Below are 18,305 nucleotides of genomic sequence, written 5' to 3' on the forward strand. Positions count from 1 at the left end.
AGAGGGAACCGGCCTTGAGGCGTCTGACCGGTGTCAAACTGGAGAGAGCAGAGTTATGGCAGGTCATAGTAAATGGGCCAACACCAAACACCGCAAAGCGGCACAGGATGCCAAGCGCGGTAAAATTTTTACCAAAATCATTCGCGAGCTGGTGACGGCGGCGAAGCTGGGCGGCGGCGATCCCGCTTCCAACCCGCGCCTGCGTGCGGCCATGGATAAAGCGCTGTCTAATAATATGACGCGTGACACCATGGATCGCGCTATCGCTCGCGGCGTAGGCGGCGACGATAACAGCAACATGGAAACCATTATTTATGAAGGCTATGGCCCGGGCGGCACGGCGGTTATGGTTGAATGCCTGAGCGATAACCGTAACCGTACCGTATCTGAAGTGCGTCACGCCTTTACCAAATGCGGCGGCAACCTCGGTACCGATGGTTCCGTTGCCTATCTGTTCACCAAAAAAGGCGTGATCTCTTATGCGCCGGGCCTGGATGAAGATACGGTAATGGATGCGGCGCTGGAAGCGGGTGCGGATGACGTAGTGACCTATGAAGATGGCGCGATTGACGTCTTCACGCCGTGGGAAACCTTCGGAGAAGTGAAGGATGCGCTGGATGCGGCGGGTCTGAAAGCGGAAAACGCAGAAGTGACGATGATCCCTTCTACCAAAGCGGATATGGATATTGAAACGGCTCCGAAACTGATGCGTCTGATCGATATGCTGGAAGACTGTGACGACGTGCAGGAAGTTTATCACAACGGTGAAATGACCGACGAGGTGGCGGCAACCCTGTAATGGTTGTTGCCCTTCACCAACCTGACGGAGCAGCCTGATGGCGATTATTCTGGGCATTGACCCGGGTTCACGTATTACCGGCTACGGCGTGATCCGGCAGGTTGGGCGACAGTTGACCTACCTTGGCAGCGGCTGTATTCGCACCGGCGTTGACGATCTGCCCTCCCGTTTGAAGCTGATTTACGCGGGCGTGACGGAGATCATCACGCAGTTTCAACCTGACTTTTTTGCCATTGAACAGGTGTTTATGGCGAAAAACGCTGATTCAGCCCTTAAGCTGGGTCAGGCGCGCGGCGCGGCTATCGTGGCGGCGGTCAATCAGGATCTGCCGGTATTTGAATACGCGGCACGTCAGGTGAAACAAACGGTGGTCGGCATCGGCAGCGCAGAAAAAAGCCAGGTGCAGCATATGGTGCGCACCTTGCTGAAGCTGGCGGCTAACCCGCAGGCGGATGCCGCCGATGCGTTGGCGATTGCGATCACTCACTGTCACGTTAGTCAGAATGCCAACAGGCTAAGCGATACGCGTCTGACCCTGACGCGCGGCAGATTGCGTTCGTAACCCATTATCAGGCTGGATATTCATCCAGCCTTTTTTATGTTATAACTCTGACACTTTCTCTCTCCCTGAATCAAAGGAAGCTACTGTGATAGGTCGTCTGCGAGGCATCATTCTGGAAAAACAACCGCCGCTGGTATTAATTGAAGCGAACGGAGTGGGATATGAGGTCCACATGCCAATGACCTGCTTCTATGAGCTACCGGAGCTGAATCAGGAAGCCACTATTTTTACGCAGTTTATTGTGCGTGAAGATGCCCAGCTGCTGTATGGCTTTACCAGCAAGCAGGAGCGCGCGCTGTTTCGTGAGCTGATTAAAGTCAATGGCGTAGGGCCGAAGCTGGCGCTGGCGATCCTTTCCGGGATGTCGGCACAGCAGTTTGTGACCGCAGTAGAGCGTGAAGAAGTCGCGACGCTGGTTAAGCTGCCCGGCGTCGGTAAGAAAACCGCCGAGCGGCTGGTAGTGGAAATGAAAGATCGCTTTAAAGGCATGCACGGCGATCTGTTTGGCGGCGACGCAACCTTTACGCTTACCAGCGAGAATGCCGCCATCGACAGCAACGATGCCGAGGCCGAAGCGGTTGCCGCGCTGGTGGCGTTGGGGTATAAACCGCAGGAAGCCAGCCGGATGGTTAGCAAAGTGGGCCGCCCGGACGCTGACTGTGAAACCCTGATTCGTGAAGCGCTGCGTGCTGCGCTCTGAGGTAAACCATGATTGAAGCCGATCGCCTGGTCTCACCTGGCAATGTGAGCGAAGAAGAAATTATCGATCGCGCGATCCGTCCGCGCCTGCTGGATGAATATGTGGGTCAGCCGCAGGTGCGCGAACAGATGGAGATCTTTATCAAGGCGGCCAAAATGCGCGGCGACGCGCTGGATCACCTGCTGATTTTTGGCCCGCCAGGCCTGGGTAAAACCACGCTGGCGAACATTGTTGCCAATGAGATGGGCGTGAACCTGCGCACCACCTCTGGTCCGGTACTGGAAAAAGCGGGCGACCTGGCGGCGATGCTGACCAACCTTGAACCGCACGATGTGCTTTTCATCGATGAAATTCATCGTCTGTCGCCGGTGGTGGAAGAGGTGCTTTATCCGGCGATGGAAGATTATCAGCTGGATATTATGATCGGGGAAGGCCCGGCGGCGCGCTCAATCAAGCTTGATCTGCCGCCGTTCACCCTGATCGGCGCCACCACGCGCGCAGGTTCGTTAACCTCGCCGCTGCGCGATCGTTTCGGCATTGTGCAGCGCCTGGAGTTCTATCAGGTAAAAGATTTGCAGCACATCGTGGCTCGCAGCGCCGCCTGTCTGGGGCTGGATCTGAGCCCGGAAGGCGCGCTGGAAGTGGCGCGACGTGCACGCGGCACGCCGCGTATCGCTAACCGGTTGCTGCGCCGCGTACGCGATTTTGCCGAAGTGCGCGCCGAAGGCGTGATGGATGGCGATGTCGCGGCGAAGGCGCTGGATATGTTGAATGTCGACCACGAAGGCTTCGACTATATGGACCGCAAGCTGTTATTAGCCATTATCGATAAGTTTACCGGCGGGCCGGTAGGGCTGGATAACCTGGCGGCGGCCATTGGCGAGGAGCGTGAAACCATTGAGGATGTGCTGGAGCCTTACCTGATTCAGCAGGGCTTTATTCAGCGTACGCCGCGTGGACGCATCGCCACACAGCACGCCTTTAAGCATTTCGGCATGACCCGCGAAGTATAAAAAACGCCAGCGCTAAGCTGGCGTTTTCGTCTGGTTAATCGCTATCAGGCCGGCACTTTTTTCATCTGGCTGATAATAAACAGCACTGCGGCACAAAGCACCACCGAAGGGCCGGCGGGCGTATCGTAAAAGGCCGAGAAGGTAAGGCCGCCGGTCACGGCAACAATGCCTGTACCGATAGCAATAAATGCCATCTGCTCCGGCGAGCGGGCAAAGCGGCGAGCGGTGGCGGCGGGGATCACCAGCAGCGAAGTGATAATCAGCGCCCCGACAAATTTCATCGCCACGCCGATGGTTAAAGCGGTAACCAGCATCAGCAGCATGCGCGTGCGCGCGATATTGACACCATCCACCTGCGCCAGCTCCGGGCTAATAGTCATGGAGAGCAAAGGTCGCCATTGCCAGGCGAGCGCCGCCAGCACCAGCGCCACGCCGCCGCCGATTATCCATAAATCCTCCGGCGTCACTGCCAGCAGATCGCCAAACAGATAAGCCATCAGATCCACGCGTACATTCGACATCAGGCTCACCACCACCAGCCCCAGCGACAGAGCGCTGTGCGCCATAATGCCCAGCAGTGTATCAATAGCCAGATGGGGACGACGCTCCAGCCAGACCAGACCCAGCGCCAGCAATAGCGTGACCGTAATTACCGCGTAAAAAGGATTAACGTTCAGCAACAGGCCAAAGGCCACGCCCAGTAACGAGGCGTGCGCCAGCGTATCGCCAAAATAGGACATTCGACGCCAGACCACAAATGACCCCAGTGGACCGGCCGCCAGCGCCAGCATTACGCCGCCCAACCAGCCGGGAAGTAACAGTTCAAGCATTATTTTTCCTGTCCTTTACGCAAAACTATCCGTCCCTGTAAATCGTGACGATGATTATGATGATGCCGGTAGATCGCCAGCTGCTCTGCGCCGCGTGGGCCAAACATAGCGATAAATTCAGGATGGCGCGACACCACTTCCGGCGTGCCGGAACAGCAAATATGGTGATTCAGGCAGAGCACTTCATCTGTTTTTGCCATAACCAGATGCAGATCGTGCGAGACCATCAGCACGGCGCAGTTCAGTTCAAGGCGCAGCTGGTTAATAAGATCGTACAGCGCAACCTGACCGTTAACGTCAACGCCCTGGGTGGGTTCGTCCAGCACCAGCAGATGTGGTTGATTAAGCAGGGCGCGCGCCAGCAGTACGCGCTGGGTTTCACCACCCGACAGCTTTTGCAGCGCGGCATGCTGCAGGTGACCGGCCTGCACGCGCTTGAGCGCAGGCAGAATATCCGCTTTGCGCGTGTCCGGACGCAGCCGCAGAAAACGCTCTACGGTCAGCGGCAGCGTTGGGTCAAGATGCAATTTTTGCGGAACATAGCCAATACGTAGCGGATTATTGCGTTTCAGCGTGCCGCTATCCGGCGCGATCAATCCAAGCACGACGCGAACTAAGGTGGACTTACCGGCGCCGTTAGGGCCAAGGAGCGTCAGGATCCGTCCTGGTTCCAGCGCTAAAGAGATATTGGACAATACCTGACGCTGGCCAAAACTGACTGAGATATTTTCCAGACTAATCAGTGAGGTCATAGTTATTAATGCTTGCAGAAGTTATCGGATGTTATAATATCACAATCCATCACTCAGTCACGATGGATTGACGCATTATGTTACAGAATAAAAAAGCCCTTTTTCCTCTGCTATTTTCCCTTGGTTTTGCCGCTGCGTTTAGCGCACCTGCCAGCGCAGCGGTTATCGCTTCGATTAAACCGCTGGGCTTTATCGCCTCCGCGATCGCCGATGGCGTAACCCCGGTAGAAGTTTTACTGCCCGATGGCGCTTCCGAACATGATTACGCTTTGCGTCCTTCTGACGTTAAACGCTTGCAGAGCGCGGATCTGGTGGTGTGGATTGGTCCTGATATGGAAGCCTTTATCAGTAAAACCGCCAGCGCATTTCCTGCGGAAAAGAATCTGGAAATTGCCCAGTTGCCCACAGTAAAACCGTTGCTGATTACCGGCGCGGAAGAGGATGATGAGCATCATGAACATGATGAAGCACATCATGACGCAGCGCATGAACATCATGATCATGGACAATATAATATGCATCTGTGGATGTCGCCGGAAATAGCGCGCCAATCTGCGGTTGCAATCCATGAAAAATTATTGGAACTTATGCCGCAGCGCAAAGACAAACTTGACGCTAACCTGCAGCAATTTGAGGCAGATTTAGCGAAAAGCGATACGCAAATTGCGCATCAGCTGGCGCCGCTTAAAGGAAAAGGATATTTCGTTTTTCATGATGCTTATAGCTACTTTGAAAAGCACTACGGTCTCACGCCACTTGGCCATTTTACCGTTAATCCTGAAATCCAGCCGGGCGCGCAGCGTTTACATCAAATTCGAACACAGTTGGTTGAGCAAAAAGCGACCTGCGTTTTTGCTGAGCCACAATTCAGGCCGGCCGTAATCGATGCCGTTGCCAGAGGAACTCAGGTGCGTAAAGGTACGCTCGATCCGCTGGGAATGGGCATCAGCTTAGCAAAAGACAGTTATGTGAAATTCCTCTCACAGCTGTCGAGCCAGTATGAAAGCTGCCTGAAAGGAGCATGAGGAATCCCTAAAAGTGCAACAGATAGCCCGCTCTGTCGCTCTGGCATTTAATAATCTGCCGCGTCCCCACCGCGTTATGCTTGGGTCGCTGACCGTTGTTACTCTGGCCGTCGCTGTCTGGCGGCCTTTTGTTTATCACCCGGGTGAAACATCGCCCATCGTAAAAACCATTGAAATTGACAAAAACCAGCTGCGTACGCTGCTGCCTGAAGCCAGCGAGCCGCTCGATCAGCCTGCGCCGGAAGATGACCTGCCGCAGGATGAGATCGATCAGGACGTAACGGCGGAAAGCGGCACTCATGACTATGTGGTTTCCAGCGGCGACACCCTGAGCAGCGTGCTGAACCAGTACGGTATCGATATGGGTGAAATCAACCAGCTGGTTAAAACCGATAGCGATCTGCGTAATCTTCAGGTGGGGCAGCAAATCTCCTGGACGCTAACCGATGAAGGCCAGCTGCAACGCCTGACGTGGGAGATGTCGCGGCGCGAAACCCGCACCTACGATCGCATCGGTAACGGTTTTAAGATGTCCAGCGAGCTGCAAAAAGGCGAATGGAAAAACAGCGTGCTGACCGGCGAAGTCAAAGGCAGCTTTGTCAGCAGCGCTCAGCGCGCCGGGCTGACCAGCGCGGAGATCAGCGGCGTGATCAAAGCGCTGCAATGGCAAATGGATTTCCGCAAACTGCGCGCGGGCGATAAATTCAGCGTACTGATGTCGCGCGAAGTAATGGATGGCAAAAATGAACAGAGCCAGCTGCTGGGCGTGCGTTTACGCACCGGCGGCAAGGATTACTACGCCATCCGTGCCGAAGATGGCAAATTCTATGACCGCAGCGGCTCTGGCCTGGCGCGCGGCTTTATGCGTTTCCCAACGGTAAAACAGTACCGTGTCTCCTCTAACTTTAACCCGCGCCGTCTGAATCCGGTGACAGGCCGTGTCGCACCGCATAAAGGGGTGGATTTTGCCGTGCCGGTCGGCACGCCGGTACTGGCCGTGGGTGACGGTGAAGTGGTACAGGCGAAACGCAGTTCCGGCGCGGGCAACTATGTTGCTATCCGCCACGGCCGTCAGTATATGACGCGCTATATGCATATGAAAAAGCTGCTGGTGAAGCCAGGCGATAAGGTCAAACGTGGCGATCGCATCGGTCTCTCCGGCAACACGGGTCGTTCAACCGGTCCGCACCTGCACTATGAAATCTGGATCAATAACCAGGCCGTAAACCCGCTGACGGCGAAGCTGCCGCGCACCGAAGGGCTTACCGGCAAGGATCGTTCCGCATTTCTGGCGCAGGCAAGAGAAGTACTGCCGCAGCTCAAACTCAATTAAGCGTCAGCACTCTCTTATCAGCGGAGCGCACGGTAAAACGTGCGTCTCCGCTTGCTCTCTTTTCCCCCACGGGTGCGTTGGTTTCGTATTATTTAGGGTTGGTTTAACGACAACCTGCGGTAAGCGTTGCAAATTTACCTGCCGACACTATCATTAGCCGGTTATTGATAGAGGCGAGTGCATGGAAACCAGCAAGAAAAAAAATACAGAATTTATTCCCGTCTTCGATAAATCCTTCCTGTTACCCAAATACTGGGGAGCCTGGTTAGGTATCGGTGCGTTTGGCGTAATGGCAATGCTGCCTGCAGCGCTACGCGATCCTATCCTTGGCGCGGCGGGCCGCCTTGCTGGACGTTTTGCAAAAAGCGCGCGCCGTCGTGCGCAAATCAACCTGCTGTATTGCATGCCAGAGCGGTCGGAAGCGGAGCGTGAAGCGATCATTGATGACATGTTTGCCACCGCTCCGCAGTCAATGGCGATGATGGCCGAACTGGCGCTGCGTAATCCGGATCGCGTCCGTCAGCGTGTTCACTGGCACGGCCGGGAAATTATCGATGAGATGCTGGCAGAGAAGCAAAATGTTATTTTTCTGGTGCCGCACGGCTGGGCAATTGATATTCCTGCCATGCTGCTGGCTTCAGAAGGTCAGATGATAGCGGCGATGTTTCACAATCAAAGCAATCCGCTGAACGACTATATCTGGAACCGGGTGCGGCGTCGTTTTGGCGGCCGTATGCACGCCAGGAACGATGGTATAAAGCCCTTTATTAACTCGGTGCGTCAGGGGTATTGGGGATATTATCTGCCCGATCAGGATCATGGCGCAGAGCAAAGTGAATTCGTTGATTTCTTTGCCACTTATAAAGCGACGTTGCCTGCGGTGGGGCGGCTGATGAAAGTATGCCGCGCGCGCGTGGTGCCGCTGTTCCCGGTCTATAATGCCAAAAATCATCAGCTGGATATCTATATCCGCGCGCCAATGGACGATCTGCTTGATGCAGACAACCCAACGCTGGCGCGCCGCATGAATGAAGAAGTTGAGTATTTTGTGCGTCCGCATCCGGAGCAGTACACCTGGATATTAAAACTGCTTAAAACGCGGCGTGAAGGGGAGATCGAACCCTATAAGCGCAAAGAGCTGTTTCCGCGTAAATAGCAAAACGATAAGCACCCGCCGGTTGCATAAAGCAAAGGCAGGGCAGAAGTGACCACCGTCCCGCGCCTTCATGGCGCGGGATTTGCGTTCAGGCAGCCGGTAAGAGCCGTCTGAAGCGCATGGAGATGCATACCTCTGCTCAGAGCGGATTTACCGTACTGCGTCGCTTGCGCTCGCGCAGAAAAGCGGTTACCAGCACCAGCCACAGCAGGCCGCTCGCCAGATTGATTAGACTAAACCAGGCGCTGCCGCCATGAAAATAGCCGAATTTTGTCAGCTCAATACCCAACGCAAAAGCAATAATACTTACCATCCCTAACATGGCGGCCACGCTGCCTTTGCCTGCAGTGCTGGAAAAAAGCGTTAAACGATACAGCCCGGCGTTTACCATGCCTGCGCCGTAGGCGTACAGGCTCAGTCCGGCGGTCAGCCACAGATAGCTGTGGTTATCGATCAGGCTGGCTAACGCGGCGATAGTCAGTCCGGCCAGAATCGGCCATGCGCCAAAGCGTAACGGGCTCTCAATTGGCAGGCGGCTGGAAAGGCGGCTCAAGGTCAGGTTACCGGCGATCATCGCCAGAAAAACCGGCAGCTGCAGCAGGGCGTAATCCATGCGCGACAGCCCCTCATCCTGAATCAGAATGACCGGCGACAGCGCTACCCAGGCGAGGATAGGAATAAACACCAGCCCGATCGCCAGCGAGCCGCTCATGATTTGTCGATCGCGTGCCAGCGCCAGATAGCTGCGCGCCAGATTTTTCAGGCTAATGGAAACGGTACGATCGCCTGCCGTTTCCGGCATGGCGCGCCAAAGGCCAATCAGCGCCAGCGCCGCGATAACAGCAAACAGCCAGAACATGGTGCGCCAGTCACCTACGGTTAAAAAGGCTGCACCCGCCAGCGGACCAGCCAGCGGCGCCAGCAGCGCGACATTGGCCATCAGCGCCATAATCCGCACGCTGCGCGCCTCGTCAAACGCTTCCTGAATCGCCGCATAGCCTACCGCGCCGATAAAGCAGAGGCTGATGCCCTGCAAGAAACGCAGCACGATAAATTGCTCAATGGATGAAATCCAGTGCATCAGCGCGCAGCAGATAATAAAAAACAGTACGCCAGCCAGCATCACCGGACGCCGGCCATATTTATCTGATAACGGGCCAAGCAGCCATTGCAGAACAATGCCGCCGATCAGATAAGCCGTCAGGGAAGCGGAAACCCATTCGGCTCCAACATTGAATTCGTTGGTGACCAGCAGCATGCCGGGCTGGATCATGTCGTGCGCAATATAGGTAGCAAACTCAAACAGCACCAGCGAAAGCGGAAAAAGTAAATGCCTGAAGGTCAGGTTGAAAACCGGGGTGTATGCGGCCATGCAGGTATGCTCCAGAAAGATAAAAACGCGACCGCAAATGCGGCCGCGTCAGTATAACGATCAAAATTATATTAAAAATGAATTATTCCTGATGCGCGAACGCGGCAATCGGGTTAATCAGCTCCCCGGCAAACTTCAGGTTCTCTGCCGGATCGGCCAGATTAATCATCTGCTGATTATTCGCCAGCTGCAGGCGATTCAGACAGGAAAGCGCGAAGGTGGGCGCAAACAGATTATAGCGGGCAAATTTAGGTGCCAGCTGCGGATGCGCCTGCTGATAATCATGAACGCACTGCGCCACGCGCTGCCAGAAACGTGCTTCGGGCAGCGTCCCGCTGTCATCCAGAATAGCAGAGACGAAGCGGAAAATGCAGTCAAACACATCGGTAAAGATCGAAAGTATTTTCAGGTTTTCCGGTACCTCCACCGCCAGGCGTTGTGCCTTCTCCGGCAGCACCGCATCCGGGTTCAGCACCGCGATCTCCTCGCCAATATCCTTCATATAGGCGGCGATCGGCACATTATCTTCCAGCAGCAGGATCAGGTTTTCGCCGTGCGGCATAAAGACGATGTCATGTTGGTAGAAACAGTGCAGCAGCGGGCTTAGGTAGCAGGTCAGATAGCGATCGATCCAGGCTTCCGCCGCCAGGCCGGAATCAGCAATCAATGCAGGCAGCAACGGCTGCTGATGCTGATCGATATGCAGCAGTGAAGCCATGGTCATCAGACGCTGGTCAGGCTTCAGGTTCGCCACCGGATTATCGCGCCACAGCGCGGCAAACATCTTTTTCCAGGCGGAGTCGCCCTGAATGGCGCGCTCATAGTAACGGTTATGATAGCCAATCGCCGCTACCTCGCGCAGCAGACGGAAGTCGCACTGCTGTAGCCAGCGATCCTGGCCCACTACGCTTTCCAGCCACTGATTTACCGCTGGCGTGGTGGCCATATAGTAAGGCGACAGTCCGCGCATAAAGCCCATATTTAATACTGAGAGCGCGGTTTTGACATAACGTTTGTTGGGCTGGCTGCGGTTGAAGAAAGTGCGGATCGACTGCTGCGCCTGATAGTGATCTTCGCTTTCTCCCAGCCAGATAATATCGCGTGCGGCGATATCGGGTGCAAAAACCGTCAGCAGCTTATTCTGCCACTGCCAGGGATGGACCGGCATAAACAGATAATCCTGCGCATCCACGCCCAGCGCTCGCAGACGAGTATTAAACCCGGCGATGGTGGTTTCTCCGAGCTCCTCCTGCATTAACTGCTGATAGCTCAGCGAATCCAGGCTGGAGAAGTGCGCATTGCGGGTATGCACCGCAACCCAGACCAGGCGCACTGGCGTGGCCGCTTCCGGCGCGTAGGCGAGATAGTCACGCGCATCAAAACCGATGCGGCCATTATTGGCAACAAAGCAGGGGTGGCCTTCGGTCATTGACGCTTCCACCGTCTGGAAATCTGCTTTTACCAGCGCCGCGCTGTCCGGGTTGCCCTTTTGTAACTTATAGACGCTGCTACACAGCGTACTGGTGATCTCTTCCATATAGATCGCCAGCATGGCGGCAGGGATAGCAATCTGCTGCTTAAACTCAATAATAAACTGCAGCGCATCCAGCGGCCGCGGCTCGCCATTTTCACGCTTTTCCAGTGAGTCTGCATCAATTTGCCAGTGATCGAGCGCCAGACGGCGGGCGTGGAAAGTGTATACCGCTTCGCCGCCCGGCACCGCCAGCTGATAGCTACCGTTGGCGTCAGGCTGGGGTGAAATCAGTTTTTCATGGGCAAACTCAGCAATCGCCTTGCGCAGCAGCAGGCGGTTAGCCAGCGCCCAGTTGTCGCCGCTCAGGTGGTGTCCGTTGATCAAGGTTGGGTGTGTTGTCATCTGTAATTGTTCCTGCAGTTGCGCTTGCTGATAATCTTCGCGCTGGCAAAAGGCGAGCCAGGCGGTTTTATGGCCCATTTCGATGGTGTGCTGATAGCGGAAGCCGGCCCGTTTGTTCAGACGATGAATTTTCTCGTTACGCACGTCTGGCTCGACCACCACCCGCCGCACCTGCGGCAGGCTGAAAAGGTAATCCATTACCGTGCTGAATACCTGCCAGCTAAACTGCGGCAGCGGTTTTTCCGCAGGTGCAATCAGAATATGCATTCCATAATCGTCAGGGCGAGCCGGATAATATTTGCCCACCTCATCCTGTTCGGCGCGGTAAAACTCCATCAGGAAAACTGGCCGGTCATTGCAAAGGCCGATCATTGCCGCCTGCGGATCGTGGGCGGTCAGCTGCTGGTAAAAGTTAGCGACCTGTTCCAGCGTGTGGTTTTGCATACCCCAGAAGCGCGCGTAGCTTTGCGTCACCCAGCGATGGATAAGCGGCGCGTCTTCTGCGTTCATTGGGCGCAGGGCAAATTCACCGGCGGGTCGTTTGCAGCGATATAAAAAACTCATCTTAACGCTCCGTCTCTGCCGGAAAGGTCTGGAAGGCGATCCGTTTTTCAACCGGGTAGATCTCCCGTCCGGCGATTTCACGGATCAGCACCGAGTTGCGATAGCAGGCCATGCCGAGGTCGGGCGTGACAAATCCATGGGTATGCAACTCGGCATTTTGTACAAACACCGCGTTATGGCGATCGATGCTGTAATTGCGCTGCACATCGTAGCGTCCCTGCTCATCCCAGCGCAGCCGGTGAGAGATGCCTTCAATAAACTGCGGCGGCCGGTAGTGATAGCCGGTCGCCATCACCAGACCCTCGGTACGGCGCGTATAGTGCTCATCCTGCTCGCGCTGATGCAGCGACAGCTCCAGCTGGTTATCCGGCAGGCGACGCAGTCCGGTTAGCGCTGAATTGGTAAACAGCCGCACCTTCAGGTCGCCATCCAACTGCTTGATATACATCAGATCGTAAATGTCATTTATCAGGCTGCTGTTGATACCTTTGAACAGGTTTTTATGACCGGCATTCAGCTGGTCACGTTTAGCCGGGGGCAGGGCGTGAAAATAGTCGATCCATTCTGGCGAGGTCATTTCCAGCGTCAGTTTGGTATATTCCAGCGGATAGAAGCGCGGCGCGCGCGTTATCCAGTTGAGCTGATAGTCGTGGCTGTCGATATCGCTTAACAGATCGTAAAAAATCTCTGCCGCGCTCTGACCGCTGCCGAGCACGGTTATTGAGCGCTGCGCCTGCAGCTGCTGCTTATTCACCAGATAGTCGCTGGAGTGCACAATCCGATCGCGCAGCGGACGGCTGCATTCCGGCAGCCAGGCGACCGGGCCGGTACCCAACACCAGTTTACGCGTGAGCCAGCTATGACGTTCGCCGCTGCGGGTATCAAGGGTCTGAAGCTGATAGCATTCGCGGCCCTCATCGTAGCTGACATAGTCAACGCGCGTATTCCAGCGCAGGTTATTCAGCTGTGAGCAGGCCCACTGACAGTACTGGTTGTACTCCTTACGCATCAGAAAGAAGCTTTCCCGGATATAGAAGCTGTAAAGCTTGCCCTTTTGCTTCATATAGTTCAGCAGGCTAAACGGGCTGGTGGGATCGGCCAGCGTCACCAGATCGGCCATAAACGGGGTTTGCAGGTGGGCGCTTTCCAGCATCATGCCGGTGTGCCAGTCAAAGCCAGGATTCTGGTCGAGAAACAGACCGTTAATCTCCTCCAGCGGCGATGTCAGACAGGCGAGGCTCAGATTAAACGGACCGATGCCAATGCCGATAAAGTTATAAACGGTGTCGTTCATCATTATGTCCTTACTGATTTGCAGCGTTTAACGGCGTATTGCGTGACAGTTCGCGTCCGTAATGGCTAATTAACGCAATAACGTCTTCCATATCGGCGACGCGGGTCGTGGGGTTAAGCAGGGTAAATTTCAGATACTGGCGTCCGTTGACTTTAGTGCCGGCCACCACCGCATTGCCGGAGCGGAACAGCGCTTTGCGGATCTGCGCGTTGATCTCATCTGTTGTGTCATCGCTCAGGCCGGGACGGGGAATATAGCGGAATACCTGAGTGGTCAGCTCCGGCGCATGCAGCACTTCGATGGCGGGATGCGCCTGCAGCAGGCGATGCGTTTGCTGTGCGAGGGCCAGTATGCTGTCAAAGGCAGCACCCAACTGCTGCGCGCCCATAATACGCAGCGTCATCCACATCTTTAGCGCATCAAAGCGGCGCGTGGTCTGAATACTTTTATTTACCAGGTTGGGCGTACCTTCCTGCTGCGCGCTCAGCGGATTGAGATAGTCGGCATGTACCGTAACGTGGCTGAGGTGTTGGCTTTCACGGACAAAGAAAGCGCCGCAGCTCACCGTCTGGAAGAAAGATTTATGATAATCCACGGTAACCGAATCAGCGTGCTCAATGCCAGCCAGGCGCGAGCGATGCTGTGACGACACCAGCAGGCCACAGCCGTAGGCAGCATCCACATGCATCCAGAGCTGGTAGTGACGGCAGATATCGCTAATCGCCTGTAGCGGATCGATGCTGCCGAAATCGGTGGTGCCTGCTGTGGCCACCACGGCAATCGGGATCAGCCCATCCTGCCGACATTGCTGGATAGCCTGTTCAAGTTTGACGGCATCCATACGGTAATGCTCATCGTGGTCAATGGCGATCACCGCATCATAGCCAAGGCCCAGAATGGCAGTTGATTTCTGAATACTGAAATGGCTCATTTTCGAGGTAAAAATACGCCATTTACCTGCCTCAGGCGGCAAACCGCGCTGTTTGATCAGATGTTCCGGGCGTTGACGCACGCACCAGCTGTCGCGCGCCAGTAGCATGGCCATCAGGTTAGACTGCGTACCGCCGCTGGTGAAAATACCGTCCGAACCGGCTGGCAGACCGATGCGCTGCAGCGTCCAGTCAATAACCTTCTGCTCAATCAGCGTACCGCCAGCGCTTTGATCCCAGGTATCTACCGAGCTGTTAACCGCGCTCATAACCTGTTCGGCCAACAGAGAAGGCAGAACGATTGGGCAGTTCAGGTGGGCTACATATTTAGGATGATGAAACCAAACCGCATCACGCAGATAGACTTCCGCCAGTTCGGCAAGCGCCGCCTGTGAATCGCCCAGCGGCTGCTCCAAATCGATATTACGTAAGGCTGGTGCCAGCTCGTGCGGCAGGATGCCGCTGAACGGCTTCTCAGTCTGCTGGATCTGATGCCGAATTAAAGTCAGCGCGCTTAAAGTCTGCTGCGCATATTGCTCCAGCTGAGCCTCGTTAAAGAAAAATTCGCTACCGCTAATGCCTGAATAGTCGCAATGGTCTGCGGCGGTCTGTTGTGTTATTGCGGAAACTAAAGCCATTTCCTGACCCTTTTTCTGGACGTAGGAACCCGTACCGCCAGTAAAAAAACTGACGGCCCTGTACGCCTGATGTTTTACGACATCAGTTAAAATTTTTTAATGTTTTTCGGGTGGGAATAATTTACCCGCAATAAAATAAAAACAGAGGAGCTACCGTCTGAAGCAGATAAACCTCCTTTTTATGCGGTTATCGCGCTATTTTGTTAATGTAATGCTGCGCATGAGAATGAAAATGTGATTATAAATAGCAATCATTATCATTCAATATAATTTTGATGACAGTGAAGCTATAAGTAGCATTAATGTTTAAAGTGTGATGTAGATCACGTTTATTCGGGTTTAACGTGCTGGGTACGTGTGAGGATATTCAGATAACCGGGCGTAAACAGACGGATATCCACGGCGCGGTGAGCAGGAAAACAGGAGCATACAAATCAGGGAGATGGCGAGCGGGGCGCTGCGTAGCAGGTGCTGTCGTGGTCGGTGAGAACAGGGAGCTGAGGGAAAAGCTGCCGCTTCTGCGGCAGCTTACGGAATTACTCGACGCGCAGGATACGGCTGGTATTGGTGGTGCCGGTAGTGGCCATTACGTCGCCCTGGGTCACGATAACCAGGTCGCCAGAAACCAGGAACCCTTTGTCGCGCAGCAGATTAATCGCATCATGCGCTGCCGCCACGCCATCATTATTACTGTCAAAGTAAACAGGCGTGACGCCGCGATAGAGCGCCGTCAGGTTGAGCGTGCGTTCATGACGCGACATAGCGAAAATAGGCAGGCCGGAGGTGATGCGCGAGGTCATCAGGGCGGTGCGTCCCGATTCCGTCATGGTGATAATCGCCGTTACGCCCTGCAGATGGTTGGCAGCGTACATCGCCGACATAGCGATCGCTTCCTCCACGTTATCGAACTGCACTTCCAGACGATGTTTCGACACGTTGATGCTGGGAACTTTTTCCGCGCCCAGGCAGACTTTCGCCATCGCGCTCACGGTTTCAGCCGGATACTGACCCGCCGCGGTTTCAGCCGAGAGCATTACCGCATCCGTCCCGTCCAGCACCGCATTGGCGACATCCATTACTTCGGCACGCGTCGGCATTGGATTGGTGATCATTGACTCCATCATCTGCGTGGCGGTAATCACCGCCCGATTCAGCTGACGGGCACGCCGGATAAGCGCTTTCTGAATACCGACCAGTTCCGGATCGCCAATTTCCACGCCCAGGTCGCCACGGGCCACCATCACCACGTCGGAGGCAAGAATGATATCGTCCATCGCTTCCTGGCTGGAAACGGCTTCGGCGCGTTCAACCTTGGCGACAATTTTTGCATCGCTGCCCGCGTCCTGCGCCAGACGACGTGCAATATTAAGATCTTCACCGCAGCGCGGGAAAGAGACCGCCAGATAATCAACGCCGATCTTCGCGGCGGTAAGAATGTCCGCTTTATCTTTTTCAGTAAGTGCCTCAGCAGAGAGACCGCCGCCCAGTTTGTTAATCCCTTTATTATTGGAGAGCGGGCCGCCGACGGTAACTTCGGTAAAGACTTTGTTCTCGCGCACTTCCAGCACTTTCAGCTGTACGCGGCCATCATCCAGCAGCAGCACATCACCCGGCACCACATCTTCCGGCAAGCCTTTATAATCAATGCCGACTTTTTCCTTGTCGCCTTCACCTTTTCCCAAACTGGCGTCAAGCAGAAACCGGTCGCCTACGCTGAGAAAAATTTTCCCTTCTTTAAAAGTCGAAACGCGAATTTTCGGCCCCTGCAGATCGCCGAGAATGGCGACGTGGCGTCCCAGTTTGGCAGCAATTTCACGCACTTTATCTGCGCGCAGCTGATGATCCTCTGGTGTGCCGTGGGAGAAGTTCAAGCGGACTACGTTAGCGCCGGCGGCAATGATCTTCTCCAGATTATTATCGCGGTCAGTAGCGGGGCCTAAAGTAGTAACGATCTTGGTTCTTCTGAGACGTCGAGTCATGGGTTTTCCTTAAGGTGTAAAAACCTGAGTGATGCGTAGAGTAAGTATGCGTGTTCTTTTTATGATTATTGATATAACGGCGAATTCATATTCCTTCCTGTTACGCCCGAGTGCATTGCAGGCGCTGTGCTAAAGAGCTTTTACTTTCTCGTCAAATACAATACTGACACCGGATGCTAAAGTCACTCTTCACGCGCAGTGAAGGAAAAGTTCGTTGATAACAGACAAGATTTATCGCTTCGTGGCAGCAGACAAGGACATGAAAAGCAGACGCCGACGGCGGTAAAAAAACGCATCGGTCAGCGTAACAGCGCCTGCTTAACGTTGAATGGGGAAAGGGTCGATCTCTTTATCCAGCCGTGACGGCTTTAACGCTTCTTTCACGCGTTTGAGATTATCGCGGAAGCTGGCACCATGATGTAGCGTAAAGCCGGTCGCCAGCACGTCAATCAGCATGAGCTGGGCCATACGCGACACCATCGGCATATAAATATCGGTATCTTCTGCCACATCCAGCGCCAGCAGCAGCGAGGCCTCCTGCGCCAGCGGGGAACCGGAAGCGGTAATGGCCAGCACCACCGCGCCGTTTTCGCGCGCCAGCTGAGCCAGCTCCGGCAGCGATTTCGTGCGCCCGGTGTGGGAAATCAGCACCACCACATCGCCCACGCCACTGTTAATACAGCTCATACGCTGCATAACCACATCGTCTGAATAGAACACCGGTACGTTAAAGCGGAAAAACTTATTCATGGCGTCGTGCGCTACCACGGCTGACGCGCCCAGCCCGAAAAAGCCGATCTTTTTCGCCGTGGTCAGCACCTCGACGGCGCGCTGGATCGCCCGCATATCCAGGCGTTGACGCACCTGCTCCAGACCCGCCAGCGCTGACTGAAAAATCTTGTCGCTGTAAATTTCTACCGCATCATGCTCATCAATGTTACGGCTGACCCACGGCGTGCCGGTCGCCAGGCTTTGCGCCAGCTGCAGTTTAAAATCGGGAAAGCCTTTGGTTTGCAGGCGATGGCAAAAACGGTTTACCGTAGGATCGCTGACTTCGGCGGCGGCGGCCAGCAGCGCGATACTGGAGTGGATAGCCATTTCAGGCGCGGCGAGCACCACTGCCGCAACTTTGCGTTCGGATTTACTGAGAAAGGGAAGCTGCGACTGAATTCTCTCCAACATATTATTCATGCGGTAACGCTCATCACTTTTGTCAATTTCATATACAGGTGCATCCGATAGCTGTTTATTGCGAATATACCGCGCTATAGCCGCAGCATGGCAGCGCAGGTAAAACCTGACCTGATGTTTTTTGCCAGAATATGAGCTGTGTCTGATTTCATTGCACAAAAGCCATAGTATTTACAGGGAAACACGCCGCGTAAAAGCCGTCAGGCGTTGTTAAAATAAGCGTTTATGGCAAAAGAAGCGGGTGCTGGTTTACCCGCATCGCGCAAACACAGTACATTGTGCTGGAATAAAA

15 protein-coding genes are annotated in these 18,305 nt (G+C 54.7%); 7 read left to right on the plus strand and 8 right to left on the minus strand.

Annotated elements, in window-relative coordinates; all coding sequences use genetic code 11:
- The first annotated feature begins 55 nt into the window (after positions 1–55).
- From ACQE3Y_RS03780 to ruvB, 4 genes are all read left to right on the plus strand, one after another.
- A complete protein-coding gene (locus ACQE3Y_RS03780) occupies positions 56–799 on the plus strand; it encodes a YebC/PmpR family DNA-binding transcriptional regulator (RefSeq protein WP_426972246.1) in 744 nt (247 codons plus the stop codon).
- Between the two features lie 37 nt (positions 800–836).
- Positions 837–1,361 (plus strand): crossover junction endodeoxyribonuclease RuvC, encoded by a 525-nt coding sequence (gene ruvC, locus ACQE3Y_RS03785; protein ID WP_085071454.1) that lies wholly within the window; start codon positions 837–839, stop codon positions 1,359–1,361.
- 85 nt (positions 1,362–1,446) lie between these two features.
- Positions 1,447–2,061, plus strand: a complete 615-nt coding sequence (gene ruvA, locus ACQE3Y_RS03790) for a Holliday junction branch migration protein RuvA (RefSeq protein ID WP_250650150.1) — start codon at positions 1,447–1,449, stop codon at positions 2,059–2,061.
- Positions 2,062–2,069: 8 nt separating this feature from the next.
- On the plus strand, positions 2,070–3,074 hold the full coding sequence (ruvB, locus tag ACQE3Y_RS03795; protein ID WP_085071456.1) for a Holliday junction branch migration DNA helicase RuvB: 1,005 nt from the start codon (positions 2,070–2,072) through the stop codon (positions 3,072–3,074).
- A 44-nt stretch (positions 3,075–3,118) separates the two neighbouring features.
- Here ruvB and znuB read toward each other — a convergent pair whose 3' ends face one another.
- Complete coding sequence (gene znuB / locus ACQE3Y_RS03800; RefSeq protein ID WP_426980900.1) at positions 3,119–3,904, minus strand: zinc ABC transporter permease subunit ZnuB; 786 nt, start codon at positions 3,902–3,904, stop codon at positions 3,119–3,121.
- Complete coding sequence (gene znuC / locus ACQE3Y_RS03805) at positions 3,904–4,656, minus strand: zinc ABC transporter ATP-binding protein ZnuC (RefSeq protein ID WP_426980901.1); 753 nt, start codon at positions 4,654–4,656, stop codon at positions 3,904–3,906. The genes znuB and znuC overlap by 1 nt, the downstream gene beginning before the upstream one ends.
- 77 nt (positions 4,657–4,733) lie before the next feature.
- Between znuC and znuA the strand changes: the two genes are divergently transcribed.
- The 3 genes from znuA (at position 4,734) to lpxM (ending at position 8,170) form a co-directional block, all read left to right on the plus strand.
- Positions 4,734–5,681, plus strand: coding sequence for a zinc ABC transporter substrate-binding protein ZnuA (znuA, locus tag ACQE3Y_RS03810; RefSeq protein WP_426980902.1), 948 nt, complete (start codon positions 4,734–4,736; stop codon positions 5,679–5,681).
- A 13-nt stretch (positions 5,682–5,694) separates the two neighbouring features.
- Entirely contained in the window at positions 5,695–7,014 is a 1,320-nt protein-coding gene (gene mepM / locus ACQE3Y_RS03815; RefSeq protein ID WP_426972254.1) for a murein DD-endopeptidase MepM, read from the plus strand.
- A 181-nt stretch (positions 7,015–7,195) separates the two neighbouring features.
- Positions 7,196–8,170, plus strand: coding sequence for a lauroyl-Kdo(2)-lipid IV(A) myristoyltransferase (gene lpxM, locus ACQE3Y_RS03820; protein WP_426980903.1), 975 nt, complete (start codon positions 7,196–7,198; stop codon positions 8,168–8,170).
- 139 nt (positions 8,171–8,309) lie between these two features.
- On the opposite strand, the gene ACQE3Y_RS03825 is transcribed toward lpxM, so the two are convergent.
- From ACQE3Y_RS03825 to ACQE3Y_RS03850, 6 genes are all read right to left on the minus strand, one after another.
- Complete coding sequence (locus tag ACQE3Y_RS03825; RefSeq protein WP_426972257.1) at positions 8,310–9,542, minus strand: MFS transporter; 1,233 nt, start codon at positions 9,540–9,542, stop codon at positions 8,310–8,312.
- A gap of 82 nt (positions 9,543–9,624) precedes the next feature.
- Entirely contained in the window at positions 9,625–11,982 is a 2,358-nt protein-coding gene (locus tag ACQE3Y_RS03830) for a GNAT family N-acetyltransferase (protein WP_426980905.1), read from the minus strand.
- A 1-nt stretch (position 11,983) separates the two neighbouring features.
- Positions 11,984–13,276 carry a lysine N(6)-hydroxylase/L-ornithine N(5)-oxygenase family protein gene (locus ACQE3Y_RS03835; RefSeq protein WP_426980906.1) on the minus strand — a complete coding sequence of 431 codons (1,293 nt, stop codon included), beginning with the start codon at positions 13,274–13,276 and terminating at the stop codon, positions 11,984–11,986.
- Between the two features lie 10 nt (positions 13,277–13,286).
- On the minus strand, positions 13,287–14,843 hold the full coding sequence (locus tag ACQE3Y_RS03840) for a pyridoxal phosphate-dependent decarboxylase family protein (RefSeq protein ID WP_426980908.1): 1,557 nt from the start codon (positions 14,841–14,843) through the stop codon (positions 13,287–13,289).
- A 536-nt stretch (positions 14,844–15,379) separates the two neighbouring features.
- Positions 15,380–16,822 (minus strand): pyruvate kinase, encoded by a 1,443-nt coding sequence (pyk, locus tag ACQE3Y_RS03845; RefSeq protein ID WP_085071466.1) that lies wholly within the window; start codon positions 16,820–16,822, stop codon positions 15,380–15,382.
- 318 nt (positions 16,823–17,140) lie between these two features.
- On the minus strand, positions 17,141–18,013 hold the full coding sequence (locus ACQE3Y_RS03850) for a MurR/RpiR family transcriptional regulator (protein ID WP_426972262.1): 873 nt from the start codon (positions 18,011–18,013) through the stop codon (positions 17,141–17,143).
- Between the last annotated feature and the right edge of the window lie 292 nt (positions 18,014–18,305).

The sequence above is a fragment of the Pantoea sp. FN0305 genome, assembly GCF_050113845.1.
Taxonomy (GTDB): domain Bacteria; phylum Pseudomonadota; class Gammaproteobacteria; order Enterobacterales; family Enterobacteriaceae; genus Mixta; species Mixta alhagi.

Coding starts and splice junctions, on each gene's coding strand:
- ACQE3Y_RS03850 (WP_426972262.1), bottom strand. CDS start 18,013: ATGAATAATATGTTGGAGAGAATTCAGTCGCAGCTTCCCTTTCTCAGT.
- ACQE3Y_RS03780 (WP_426972246.1), top strand. CDS start 56: ATGGCAGGTCATAGTAAATGGGCCAACACCAAACACCGCAAAGCGGCA.
- ruvB (WP_085071456.1), top strand. CDS start 2,070: ATGATTGAAGCCGATCGCCTGGTCTCACCTGGCAATGTGAGCGAAGAA.
- ACQE3Y_RS03835 (WP_426980906.1), bottom strand. CDS start 13,276: ATGAACGACACCGTTTATAACTTTATCGGCATTGGCATCGGTCCGTTT.
- znuB (WP_426980900.1), bottom strand. CDS start 3,904: ATGCTTGAACTGTTACTTCCCGGCTGGTTGGGCGGCGTAATGCTGGCG.
- ruvC (WP_085071454.1), top strand. CDS start 837: ATGGCGATTATTCTGGGCATTGACCCGGGTTCACGTATTACCGGCTAC.
- ACQE3Y_RS03840 (WP_426980908.1), bottom strand. CDS start 14,843: ATGGCTTTAGTTTCCGCAATAACACAACAGACCGCCGCAGACCATTGC.
- ACQE3Y_RS03830 (WP_426980905.1), bottom strand. CDS start 11,982: ATGAGTTTTTTATATCGCTGCAAACGACCCGCCGGTGAATTTGCCCTG.
- znuA (WP_426980902.1), top strand. CDS start 4,734: ATGTTACAGAATAAAAAAGCCCTTTTTCCTCTGCTATTTTCCCTTGGT.
- znuC (WP_426980901.1), bottom strand. CDS start 4,656: ATGACCTCACTGATTAGTCTGGAAAATATCTCAGTCAGTTTTGGCCAG.
- lpxM (WP_426980903.1), top strand. CDS start 7,196: ATGGAAACCAGCAAGAAAAAAAATACAGAATTTATTCCCGTCTTCGAT.
- ACQE3Y_RS03825 (WP_426972257.1), bottom strand. CDS start 9,542: ATGGCCGCATACACCCCGGTTTTCAACCTGACCTTCAGGCATTTACTT.
- pyk (WP_085071466.1), bottom strand. CDS start 16,822: ATGACTCGACGTCTCAGAAGAACCAAGATCGTTACTACTTTAGGCCCC.